This window comes from Anaerococcus sp. Marseille-P3915, from assembly GCF_900258475.1.
Taxonomy (GTDB): Bacteria; Bacillota; Clostridia; order Tissierellales; family Peptoniphilaceae; genus Anaerococcus; species Anaerococcus kampingae.
The window spans coordinates 884,591-897,228 of sequence record NZ_LT984887.1 but is presented as its reverse complement, the minus strand read 5'-3'; the positions used below and the strand labels follow the sequence as shown (position 1 = coordinate 897,228).

10 protein-coding genes, 2 pseudogenes and 1 riboswitch are annotated in these 12,638 nt (G+C 31.4%); of the genes and pseudogenes, 10 read left to right on the top strand and 2 right to left on the bottom strand.

Translation table 11 applies throughout. The features are described 5' to 3' along the window. The first annotated feature begins 18 nt into the window (after positions 1–18). Genes C8269_RS04445 through C8269_RS04435 form a run of 3 tightly spaced genes read left to right on the top strand, consistent with a single transcriptional unit; the run spans position 19 to position 1,960 of the window. Complete coding sequence (locus tag C8269_RS04445; RefSeq protein WP_106460540.1) at positions 19–606, top strand: LemA family protein; 588 nt, start codon at positions 19–21, stop codon at positions 604–606. Between the two features lie 10 nt (positions 607–616). Next, the gene (locus C8269_RS04440) at positions 617–1,444 is read left to right on the top strand and encodes a TPM domain-containing protein (RefSeq protein WP_106460539.1); all 828 of its coding nucleotides are present in this window, start codon (positions 617–619) and stop codon (positions 1,442–1,444) included. Between the two features lie 9 nt (positions 1,445–1,453). Beyond that, positions 1,454–1,960, top strand: coding sequence for a nucleoside 2-deoxyribosyltransferase (locus C8269_RS04435; RefSeq protein ID WP_106460538.1), 507 nt, complete (start codon positions 1,454–1,456; stop codon positions 1,958–1,960). A gap of 155 nt (positions 1,961–2,115) precedes the next feature. Here the strand turns inward: C8269_RS04435 and C8269_RS04430 are convergent, their stop codons facing one another. Further along, entirely contained in the window at positions 2,116–2,631 is a 516-nt protein-coding gene (locus C8269_RS04430; RefSeq protein WP_106460537.1) for a folate family ECF transporter S component, read from the bottom strand. Positions 2,632–2,653: 22 nt separating this feature from the next. After that, positions 2,654–2,743, bottom strand: a riboswitch (THF riboswitch). Between the two features lie 34 nt (positions 2,744–2,777). Beyond that, on the bottom strand, positions 2,778–3,533 hold the full coding sequence (locus C8269_RS04425) for a nitroreductase family protein (RefSeq protein ID WP_106460536.1): 756 nt from the start codon (positions 3,531–3,533) through the stop codon (positions 2,778–2,780). Between the two features lie 56 nt (positions 3,534–3,589). Between C8269_RS04425 and C8269_RS04420 the strand changes: the two genes are divergently transcribed. From C8269_RS04420 to C8269_RS04390, 7 genes and pseudogenes are all read left to right on the top strand, one after another. Then, the gene (locus C8269_RS04420) at positions 3,590–5,932 is read left to right on the top strand and encodes an ATP-dependent DNA helicase (protein WP_106460535.1); all 2,343 of its coding nucleotides are present in this window, start codon (positions 3,590–3,592) and stop codon (positions 5,930–5,932) included. After that, positions 5,913–7,283: a 23S rRNA (uracil(1939)-C(5))-methyltransferase RlmD gene (gene rlmD, locus C8269_RS04415; RefSeq protein WP_106460534.1), complete on the top strand. Its 1,371-nt coding sequence runs from the start codon at positions 5,913–5,915 to the stop codon at positions 7,281–7,283. The genes C8269_RS04420 and rlmD overlap by 20 nt, the downstream gene beginning before the upstream one ends. Before the next feature lie 322 nt (positions 7,284–7,605). After that, the gene (locus C8269_RS04410) at positions 7,606–8,193 is read left to right on the top strand and encodes a type IV toxin-antitoxin system AbiEi family antitoxin domain-containing protein (protein WP_106460533.1); all 588 of its coding nucleotides are present in this window, start codon (positions 7,606–7,608) and stop codon (positions 8,191–8,193) included. After that, positions 8,190–8,297: pseudogene (locus tag C8269_RS11120) on the top strand (nucleotidyl transferase AbiEii/AbiGii toxin family protein); the annotation flags it as partial. The gene C8269_RS04410 and the pseudogene C8269_RS11120, both read left to right, overlap by 4 nt. Before the next feature lie 30 nt (positions 8,298–8,327). Continuing rightward, positions 8,328–9,169: pseudogene (locus C8269_RS04400) on the top strand (nucleotidyl transferase AbiEii/AbiGii toxin family protein). A 426-nt stretch (positions 9,170–9,595) separates the two neighbouring features. After that, positions 9,596–10,621: a DUF4297 domain-containing protein gene (locus C8269_RS04395; protein ID WP_234025834.1), complete on the top strand. Its 1,026-nt coding sequence runs from the start codon at positions 9,596–9,598 to the stop codon at positions 10,619–10,621. Beyond that, positions 10,621–12,315 (top strand): hypothetical protein, encoded by a 1,695-nt coding sequence (locus C8269_RS04390; RefSeq protein ID WP_004838629.1) that lies wholly within the window; start codon positions 10,621–10,623, stop codon positions 12,313–12,315. The genes C8269_RS04395 and C8269_RS04390 overlap by 1 nt, the downstream gene beginning before the upstream one ends. Positions 12,316–12,638: the final 323 nt, after the last annotated feature.

Here is a 12,638-nt window from a genome sequence, read left to right as displayed (position 1 = left end):
AGTAATTTAGGAGGAAATATGACAGAAAGAAGAAGAGGTTCAGGAAGTAAAGGATTAATTATAGGCATAATTGTAATTATTGCCCTAGGATTATTTATGATCGTTCCAACCTATAACAGACTTGCAGGAAGCAGGGAAAATGTAAATCAAGCCTATGCACAAGTACAAAACGTTGTTCAAAGAAGGGCTGACCTTATACCAAATTTGGTAAACACTGTAAAAGGTTATACAGATCATGAAAATGAAACCCTAACAGCAGTAACAAATGCTAGAGCAGGTATACAAAATGCTAAGGGCCCAGAAGAATTAGCAGAAGCAAATGACCAATTAACAAGAGCTATAGGGGATATTAATGTAGTAGTAGAAGCCTATCCGGAGCTTAAGGCAGATACACAATTTGTTCAGCTTATGGATGAGCTTGCAGGAACAGAAAATAGGATTTCAACAGAAAGAAAGAACTATAACGAAGCAGTTGGTGAATATAATAAAGATATTAGAAGATTTCCAACAAATATCATAGCTAAATTTACAGGATATGACCCAGCAGAATATTTCAAGGCTGATGCTGGTGCACAAGATGCACCAAAAGTAGACTTTGGTAACTAGGAGAAATATTATGAGAAAGGCAAGATTTAAAAGGCTAGGAATACTAATAGCGGTTCTTTTCTGCCTTTTTCAAATTAAATCTTATGCTAGCATACCAAGCCCAAGCACCGATTATTACCTGGATGAGCTTGGAATACTAGATGAAGCTACAAAAGAAAATATAAATAAGACCAATAGACAGCTAGAAGATAAAACTGGCTCTCAAGTGGTCGTTATAAGCTTAGAGAATCCAGATGGACTCGATGGTTATTCTTATGGAACTGATATCTTTAATGCTTGGAAAATTGGTGATAAGGATAAGGAAAATGGAGTACTAATTTTATTTTTAGGACCAGGACCAAATGGCAAAAGGCAAATAAATATAATTACTGGTTATGGAATAGAAGGTAGGCTTAATGATGGTAAGGTAGGTAGAATAATTGATAACTTCATGCTCGAAAAGCTTAAAGAAGGCGATTATTCACAAGCTCTAAATGAAGGATTTAATGCAGTTGTTGGAGAAATAGCTGCGGAATATGACATTGAGCTTGAAAAGGACTACTCTTCCTACCAGGAAAGACTTGAGCCTGTTGATAGTGACGATGGATTTCCTATTTCAACACTAATAATGCTTTTGGTAATATTTATAATAGTCTCAAATCTTTTAAATAATAATAACAGAAGAGGCGGAGGCGGCTTTAGAAGAAGAGGCCCGGGTGGCTTTGGAGGATTTTATCCAAGAGGTGGAGGCTTTGGAGGCTCATCTTGGGGAGGATCAAGCTTTGGCGGCGGCTCTGGCGGAGGATTTTCCGGAGGAGGAGGATCATCTGGTGGCGGTGGAGCTGGCAGAAGTTTTTAAGGAGAATAAATGAAAGGATATTTAGCAAGTCATTTTTTTAATGATGCTATGTTTAGGTGGACAGAAGATTTAGCCCAGTATATAGAAAAAAATACTAATCTAGAACTCTATGTTCCACAAAGAAATGCAGATATAAATGATAAAAAGACAAATGATGCAATTATCACAGATATAAAAATATCTCAAGCTGATACTGCCAAATTAAAAGAAGCAAATATATTGATAGCCAACCTTGATGGATTGACTATAGATGATGGAGTGGCAGCAGAGATTATGGCCCATGGAGTAATGAGAGAATTTGAAATAGATCATGGAATAGATTTTCCAAGGATGATTATAGGTATAATCACGGATATGAGATACCTAGGCACAGGTGAAAATAAACTATATAGAAATCTCATGGTTGTTGGAAAGGTAAAGGAGCATGGTCACTTGGTAGTAGGCTATGCTGGGGATGATTCTTTCAAAAAAGAAGTAATAACTCATATAAATAAATTTATAGAAGCAAATAAATAAAGGGCTGTTGCAAAACTATGAATAACTATCGTCCCATCATTAGAGGGTTATCTTAGAAAATTTTTGGCCTAGCCTGCCGGCTCATGGAGGCAAAATTTTCGTGGAGGTTCCTCTAATGATTTGGGACGATTTATTCATTCTGCAACAGCCTCTTATTATTTTAATTTATCTAGTAATTTTGTAGCTATGAAATATAAAAGGAAATAGTTTATTATTCCATCTACTAATACTTTAATAAAACGTGAAACTAACATTGCTTTGTAAGGTGTATTCATCAATTGGCTTAACCATAAGGTATTTAAGAACATATGGCAGATATAAAACACAAAAAAAACCATAAGCCCTACTTGAACCTTCATAGAAATGTTTTTATCCTTTGAGTATTCTGATATTATTCCTGGAATTAGACCAGTCAAAACAGATACTAGGGTAAATCCAAAGTGTGGAGTGCCTCCAGCATTTATAGCAACACCTATTAAGTCGGCTGCAAGTCCAGCAAGAGCTCCAGGTATCGGACCTAATAGCATGCCTGCGGCCATCAATGGCAAGTGGCCAAAAGAAAACTTAATTGAAGGTGTGATAAAAATACCAAAAAATCTTGAAAAGATGATTGATAATGCTGTTAGCATAGCAGCTTTCACGAGTGAATCAATACTTAATTTTTTATTCATTTTTTTCCCCTTTCTATCAGAGGGCAGCGGTTGCGATAAAGAATCATGAATCTTCTTCGTCTGGAAACAACAACCCATTTTCCAGCACTTAATGCTCTTTACCTACTCTGATAGAAATATTATAAACTTTTATCTTAAATTTGCAATTATTCTTTTGGGTCTAGGACAAAGCTTTGGTTTTTGAGGGTTTCAAACATCTTATTTCTATTTTTTATTATAGTACCTTGTTTTTTAGGAATCTGTGAAGAAAATGATGCGCTCTTTCTGCCATTTTCCCTAAGGTCGTAATAGGTAGTCATTTCCTTATCATAGTCTGAAATTATATCTAGATATGAGTCATAGGTCTTATAAGAATTTTCAAAAGTTTTTAAACTTATGTTCATTCTTGGTTTGATTTGTGGATTTTGGTTAGGAACTCCAAAGCCAACACCCACTACCGGATAGGTCAATTTTGGCATTTTCAAAAGTTCTATAACCCTGGCTGTGTCATTGTGGATATTTCCAAAATAATTTGCACCTAGACCTAAAGACTCGACTGCAACTGTAAGGTTTTGGGCAGCTATTACTCCATCAGTAAAACCTTGGATAAATTTATCGAAGCTTATGATATTATCATTTTCAAGACCCATTTCCTTGGCAATTTCATAATTTCTCTTTAGGTCAACTATGAAAATCCATAGCTCAGTAGCCCTTGCCATGTAGGCTTGGTTGCCATTATCTGCAAGCTCATCTTTTATTTTTTGGTCTGTAACCCTGATTACAGACATATTTTGCATACCATTGCTTGATGCAGACATATTTACTACATCTAGCAAGGTTTTTATTGTATCTTGATCAATTTTTTTATCAGTAAATTCTCTAATTGTCCTGTGATTTAATAGGTTTTTTATGGTTTCGTTCATATAGGCCTCCTTACCATACCTATACCCAATATGTTATAATATACTTAGGAGAGACTATGAAAATTAAAACATCTGTTAGAAACCTTATTGAATTTGTCATGAGATCTGGCGATATAGACAATAGATTCCGTGATAATACTAGGATGATAGAAGGCATAAGAGCCCACCAAAAAATCCAAGCCCAATATGGTAAAAATTATAAAAAAGAATACAAACTCACAAATACCACTAGTTACAAGGATGTAGAATTTGTAGTTGAAGGTAGGGCTGATGGTGTTGGAAAAAAGGATGACTTATTTTTAATTGATGAAATTAAATCAACATCTAGGGACCTTGGAGAAATGACAGATAAAAATAAACTCCATTGGGCACAAGCCAAGTGCTATGCATATTTTTATTCACTTGATAATAATTTAGATAAGATGCTTATCACCCTAACTTATGTTTCCACAGAAGATTATAAGTCAAAAACCTTTGAAAAAGAATTCTCCTTTGATAACCTAAAAGATTTTTATTTTGCCCTATTAGATGATTATCTTGTATTTTCTAAAATATTGGCTAAAAATAGAGAGGCTAGAGATGAAAGCCTAAAAGATTTGGATTTTCCATTTGGCTCTTACAGGAAAGGTCAAAGAAAGATGGCGGTTGGGGTTTATACCGCGATTCTAGATAAGAAAAATCTCTTTGTAGATGCACCCACTGGAATTGGTAAAACAATTTCAACTCTCTATCCTTCTTTAAAAGCTATGCCAAATAATCTGGCAGATAAAATTTTTTACCTTACCAGTAAAAATACCATAGCTAAGGAAGCCTTAAAGAGTTTAAACTTATTGAAGTCTAAGGGAATGTTTATAAAAGCTCTTCAGCTTACAAGCAAGGAGAAGGTCTGTATAAATGATGAAGTTTCCTGCAATCCTATTGATTGTCCATATGCCCTTGGCCATTTCGATAGGGTAAATGAAGCCTTAAAGGACATCCTTTCTGAAGAAGAGATAATGGATTATGACACTATTATTGAATATTCAAAAAAATATTCTGTTTGCCCGTTGGAATTTGAGCTTGATATAAGTTTATATGCAGATGTTATTATTTGTGATTATAATTATGTTTTTGATCCAAATGTATTTTTAAGAAGATTTTTTGATGAAGTTATAGATTCTTATGTATTTTTAATTGATGAAGCTCATAATCTCTTAGAAAGGTCTAGGGATATGTATTCTTTTACGTTTTTAGAGTCAGACTTTACATCCCTAGTTAAAAATTTGGATGAGAAAAAGGAAAAAAAGCTAGTTTCTAAACTTTCTAATATTACAGAAGATTTTTATAAGCTTGGCCAAATAGCAAAAGGCAAGACCTATTATTTTACAAGTGATTATATAGACATCTTAGATAAGGATTTGATTTCCTTATCAAAAACCATGGAGAAATTTTTGGTAGAAGAAAAGGACCACGAATCTTACGATCAGGTCTTAGACTTATATTTTGATATAAATAAGTATCTTAAGGTGTCAGATTATTTTACAGATGGATTTTATAATATAATATCTTATGATCCAGAATCAATGGAGAGATCTTTTGAGATAAAGTGTGTTGACCCAAGAGAAGTTCTAAAGAATAAATATAAGCTAGCAAGAAGCTCTATATTTTTCTCAGCCACCCTCTCACCGATGCCTTACTTTATAAAGATGCTAGCAGGTGAGGAAGCCTTAAAGTTAAGATTAGATATGCCCTTTAATCCTAATCACCTAATGATTCTTAAAAGTCCTATATCAACTAGGTATAGGGATAGGAACAATAACTTGGCAATCCTTGCTGAGGATATAAATGAATTTGTAAAATCAAAAAAAGGCAATTATTTTATTTTCTTCCCATCTTATTCTTATATGGAAGATGTGGCAGAATATTATAGGGAGAGCTTTGATGATAGTATAATAGTTCAAGAAAGAATTATGGATGAAGCTAAGCGTATCGAATTTCTTGAGGAATTTACAGAAGATTCTGCTAGGGTAGGATTTTTAGTCCTAGGTGGAATTTTTTCTGAAGGAGTTGACTTAAGAGGGGATAGGCTTATAGGGTCTATGATAATATCTGTAGGCATGCCAGGCTTATCAAACGAGAGAAATCTAATCAAATATCATTTTGACAAAAATCAATACGATGGTTTTGATTATTCCTACACCTATCCAGGCTTAAATAAAGTATTTCAAGCCGCAGGCAGGGTTATTAGGAGTGAAGAAGATAAGGGGATAATTTATCTAGTTGATGACAGGTATTTCTGGCAAAAATATATGAGACTTTTTCCAAAACACTGGAGAAACCAAGCCTTGGTCAATGATAGCCAAAGCTTACAAAGAGCAATAAATAATTTTTGGAGTGATAATGAAAAAAAGACCAACTAAAGAAATAAAAATAAGCGAAATGAAATACCCAAATCTTTCCATAGGATATGATGAAAATGGGAGAAGGGTTGAGTTTAAGGGAGGAATCTTAGGTCAAACTATAAATGTAAAGACCGGAAAGAAAAACAAGGAAAGAATAAGGGCCAAGTACATAAATCTTATAGAAGAATCAAAGCTAGAAAATGCAAGGGAGTATTGTCCACATGCAGGAGTGTGCGGGGGATGTGCCTACCAAAAAATTCCTTATGAAACAGAGCTAATGCTAAAGCATGACATGATCAAGACCCTCTTTAAAGACAGCGGAATCTCCTATGACGGAAATATAAAAATAAATAGGTCTGCAGTGACAAAGGGCTACAGGAATAAGATGGAATACACCTTTGGAGATGCTGTAAAGGGTGGTCCGCTTATACTCGGTCTTCACAGGCAAAGGAGGTTTTATGAAATCGTGGATTGCTATGATTGCAACATAGTAGATGATGATTTTAATAAAATTAGGGCTGGAGTTCAAAAATATTTTAGGGAGAAAAACACTGACTTTTACCACAAAACTACTAAAGAAGGTCTTTTAAGACATCTTGTTGTAAGAAAGGCCCACCACACAGGCCAAATCATGATACTACTTGTCACAAGCTCAGATGACAGCTTTGATGATATGAGGTTAAGGCTTTTTATGCATATGCTCCTTGATCTAGATTTGGATGGGAGGATATTTTCAATCTATCATGTCTTAAATGATTCTCTAGCAGATGCGGTAATTCCTGAAAAGATTAAGCTAATCTATGGTAAGGAATATATTACAGAAGAAATGCTAGGCCTATCCTTTAAGATATCACCATTTTCATTTTTTCAACCAAATGTCTTTACAGCGGAAAAACTTTACCAAAAAGCTTTCGACCTTGCGGAAATTGACTCATCTATGAATGTCTTAGACTTATACTCAGGAACTGGAACCATTACCCAGTTAATGGCAACTGTAGCAAATACAGCAACAGGTATAGAAATAGTCGAAGAAGCAGTTGACAAGGCAAGGGAAAATGCAAAATTAAATGAACTCAATAATGTAAATTTCCTTTGCGGAGATGTCCTAGAAGAGATTGAAAAAGTAGGAGATAAATACGATGTTGTAATCCTTGACCCACCAAGGGCCGGCATTAGTCCAGCATCTCTAGATAAAATCCTAGATATCGACTGCAAGAAATTTGTATACATTTCTTGCAATCCAAAAAGTCAAATGGATAACCTAAAGGTATTTTTAGATAAGGGCTATGAGATAAAAGATTATGAAATCTTCGACCAATTTCCAAATTCAAGACACGTGGAGACTATAGCGTTGATACAAAAGATGTAAATATAGAAATCCTGCATTTTAAGCAGTTTTATAAGCATTTTGTATTTGATAAAGATGAAGAAGGATATGTCAAAAAGACTCAAAAAAACTACATGAACGTAAGAGTAGTTTTGTAACTGGTATGAGGAGACACAAAGAAAAATATAATAAGATAAAACCCATTTTATACTTTCTACAAGAGTAGCTTAAAAGGCTGCTCTTTTTTTATTAAAGGATGTAAGGTTTAGTTACATCCTTTTTCAAAAAATGGAAAACTCATAAACAACTTTACATATTCGCTTTTATAATATATAATAAAAGCGTAAACGAGAGGAGGCGGACTATGAATACACTTAAAGAATATATCCACGAAAATTTAGTAATCACCAACAAAGAAGCAGAAGAACTTGGATATACTAGGCATAATTTATCAGAATTAACAAAAATCGGACAATTAGAAAGATTAAGACCAGGCTTATATCAATTAAAAGGAAAAGTAATAGACGATTTTGTTTTAATATCATCAAATAGTAATCGAATTATATTTTCCCATCAAACAGCCCTATACCTCCATGACCTATCAGATAGGACTCCAAATGTATTTCATATATCTGTACCCCAAGGCTACAATGCAAGCCATATCAAAAAAAGATATGAGGATCTACAAGTTCACTATGTAAAAAAAGATTTATACGAACTAGGAAAGACAGAAATAAAATCACCACAAGGCTACCTTATTCCAGCTTACGATATAGATCGAACAATTTGCGATATCATAATCGAAAGAGAAAAAATAGATAAACAGATTTTTACAGAAGCCCTAAAAAGATACTTTAAATCAACAAATAAAAATCGAAGACGAATAATAAAATACAGTAGGCTATTTAAAATAGAAGACGAAATTAGAAAATATATGGAGGTATTATCGTGATTAATATCGAGAGTATAAAGGGCAAGATAAGAAGTATGGCAGAGAAGAAAAATCTAAAGTCTCAAGAAGTTCTGCAAATATATTTCTTTGAAAGATTTTTAGAANGAAATTAGAAAATATATGGAGGTATTATCGTGATTAATATCGAGAGTATAAAGGGCAAGATAAGAAGTATGGCAGAGAAGAAAAATCTAAAGTCTCAAGAAGTTCTGCAAATATATTTCTTTGAAAGATTTTTAGAAAGGCTATCCAAATCAAATTACAAAAACAATTTTGTAATAAAGGGAGGATTACTAATATCATCTCTAATTGGTATTGAAAATAGAACAACTATGGACATGGACACAACCATAAAAGGCATACCCCTAAAAGAAGAAAAAATAAAAGAAATCGTAGAAGAAATCATAAATATCAATGTAGACGATGGAATAAAATTTGAAATAAAAGACATCTCTTATATTAGAGAAGAAGACGAGTACGAAAACTTTAGAATTTCACTAATAGCAAATATTGGGAAAACTAAAAACCCAATGAAACTTGACCTAACAACAGGAGATGCAATAACACCAAGAGAAATAGAATACACCTATCCCTGTATCTTTAGCAAAGAAAATATAAAAATAATGGCATATCCATTAGAAACAATTTTAGCTGAAAAATACGAAACCATAATCAGAAGAAATATAACAACAACACGAATGAGAGACTTTTCGATCTATACACTCTCTACAAACTAAAAAAAGATGGTATAAATTATAAAATTTTAAAAGAAGCAATAGAGAGAACCTCAAACAAAAGAGGAAGTCAGGAGATAATGCAAGACTCTGAGGAAATAATCGAGAATATAAAAGAAGATTCATACCTGAGATCCTTGTGGGAAGTATATTTCAGTGAAAATAAGTATATTGGAGATTTGACCTTTGATAAGGTTGTTGGTGTAGTGAGAATTATTTCAAATAGAATCAATGAGATGTAATTTAACAGACACTGTCTGGCATATCATAGATAAAAAATATTAAGTATTAGAGAAGTGAAATGATTTTATTTTTTTAAGCATAAATTTTATATCAAGGAGAACGTTTTATTTTTGACGTATATTTAATGATATAATAGAATAAATAAAATATTTAAGTAGGATGTAGTGATATCATTTAATTATAAAATGTTATTACAAAAATAAAAGAATTAGGTATGATAAATAGTGAATTTATGGAAAAGCAAAATTAGGAAAATTACATTTTATAAATTAAGACAGACAAAATTTAATTACAGATGTTCTGTTTTTGATATTTTTGAATTAGAAGGCATACAGAAGATTATAGAGTGATTTTTGAAAAAACTAATTAAATATTATAAAGGTTACATGATAAATGCATGACGACATAAAAGTGAGGTGATTATATTGGAATATTCGAACTATTATATGAATTTACCATTAGATTTAGCAGGTAGTAGAACGAAAAATAGATTTAGAGTTGAATTGTTGTGGGGAGTTGGTAAATTAATTGATGCATATAAGCTGTACGATGACTATACAATTGTGTTTGATTTCAAATGTGATATTGAATTGCATCGTGATAATGGTCTTGATTTTTACCAGGTGAAAACAATAAATAGAGGTAATCATAGTTCTAAAACACTAACTAAGAGAAAAGGAAATAGTAGATCTATTTTGGGAACATTGTATGCTCTTTACAACCCAAATCATAATATAAAGCTGGCTGTAGTTTGTAATAAGCATTTGAAAATTGATAGTAAAGAAGATTTAAGGCAAGAAGTTTGTTTAGGTGAGTTGGACAAAACAGTAATAGATTTTATTGAAGATAAATTGCAAGAAGAACTAAAGTTATCAGAAGTCATTCTTGATAATGTTTTTTATGTATGTGAAAGTATGGACTTAACAAATCCTCATTATGCTTTGCTTGGAAAGTTAATTGAAGCTTTCCAAGAAATAAAAAATGAAGAACCTAATAATCCTAATGCTTTATTTCGATTAGTATCTGATACAGCTCAGAAAAAAGCTTCTTATGAGATGGCAATCACTAATTATAATGATGTACTAGAATTAAAAGGAATTTCTAAAAATGAGTTTAATAAAATGCTTGAATCTCATAGGAAAAAATCTATAACAGGCATTGAGCAGGTTAAAGATTATATTAAAACTTTATTCCCATCAGAAAGAAGATTATATAATCAAGCTTTAACTAATTTACTGGAAATTGATCAAAGCCATGAGTTGAATGTATTAAAGATATCAATTTTTGAGTATATTGAAGGGAATATAGATAAGATAAGAAACGAAAATGACCTTTTTAATATTTTAAATAATGTATTTGATAGTGAATTCCCTATAGAATACACAAAATACATGAAAAAAGTATTTTATTTAATGGTATTTTATTTATACACAGAGGGAGGTGATATTTAATGGATGTTATTTTCAATAAAATATATATTTTTGATATTTTAACTAAAGAAGCTTTTGTTACATGTTTTGAAAAAGGTTTAAATATTGTTACTTCTAGTAACATTGATGGAACAGATAGAGGGAAGTCAGTCTTGTTACGTAGTTTATATCATACTTTGGGTGCTGATGCCCACTTCGATAAAAAATGGAAAAATGAAGATAAAGTATATATTTTAGAGTTTTCGGTTAACGATAATATATATTTTATATATCGCCATAAAAAGTTATTCAAAGTATTTAATGATGTTTTTAAGATATTATTTCAAACATCAACTATAATTGAGTTATCATATTTTTTAAGCAATATTTGGGATTTTGAAATATTTTTACCGAATAGAAGGACTGAGAAGCTGGAGATTGCTCCACCAGCATATACATATGTAATGAATTTTATTGACCAAGATTATTATGATGGAACATACTTTAGTTCCTTTAAGAGATTAGGACAATATCAAAATTTTAAACCTGATGTAATATATGCACAATTTGGAATATATGATAAGAATTATTTTGAACATGTTGAAAGTAAACAAAATTTATTGGAACGTATAAATGATTCAGAAGACGCATACAGAGAAACTAGTAGAATGAAAGAAAAAGTATCTAAACTATTAGGTAATATTGTTGTGCCTGAAAATTTAAAAGAGCTTGAAAGGGAGCTTTCTATTAGAACAAAGGAATATGATTATATTCTGAATTCTATTAATAAATTTAGGTATGAGCTTACAAATTTACGAAATGAAAAGTATGAGCTTGAAATTGCATTGAACCAAATTGAAAGGTTTAAGAATAAAAAGGAAAAAGAAATAAAGTATATTTTAAATACAGATATATGTCCTGAATGCCATTCAGTTTTGAAAGATACAACTGATCTTAGAAGTAAAAGATACAATTCAATTGAGGATTCGTTATATATAAAGGACAGCATATATGAGGATATAGAAAAGATTTCAAAATCAATTTTACAAATAGAGGGTAGTTATAAAGAGTTTTTAGATAAGTTGGAATCATACAAGAAAAACATTGGTATAGCTAAGACAGAAATAAAAAATTATAGCAGCTATATGGGGCTAAATGAATTATATAATAGTTTAAATTTAGAGTTATTTAATGAGTTTAATTTGCAAGGAGAACTTAAAGAGAAGCTAGAAAATATTGAGGAAGACTTGAAGGAAGTATCTAAAATTAAATCGGATATCAATAAAAAATATTATGATATGATTGATAGGGAAGTCTTAAAGTTTGGATTGAATGAGTTAGAGGAAGCACAATATAAAGCAATTAATCGAGTTTTTTGTGCAAGTGGAAGTAATAAACCAATTTCAACAGTTATATGGTATTTTATACTTAATGATATTAAAAAAATTTTTAATAATAAATGCTTGAATTTACCTATGGTATTAGATAGCCCTAAGAATGCGGAGATGGATTATGATAAGGCACAATCCTTAATTGAATATATATTAGATAATTCATCAAATTATACCCAATTGATTTTTTCATCAATTGGGTTTGAAAGAAGGAATTTTGAATTTGAAAGCGAAATAAATATTATAGAGCTAAAGAATGACAAATATCAGTTGCTTGATTCTGAAACTTTCTCAAAATATAAATATGTTTTAGAAAATGCTTTAAGTGCCCAATTGATTAAATAGTAAGATAAAATCACCTATATATCTACATCCTAGTCTACATGAATAAATGATTTTTTTCTTATTTTATAAAGTTTAACGATATTGTATTTTTATTAAGAATACTCTTGCAAAAGGGTATTCTTTTTTTATTGCTTACTTTAGTGAATTGAGCGAACGAAAGAATTCATGTGGAGGAAATTAGCTTTAGCTTCAAGCACCAAGAAAACATCCTTAAAGTATAATTTTGATAATAGCATGGAAGCTGGATATGCAAAGATCATATAGTATTTGCACAAAAAAATAAGCTGAAATTAATTTCAGCTTAAGCTTGACTTTTGTTAGCA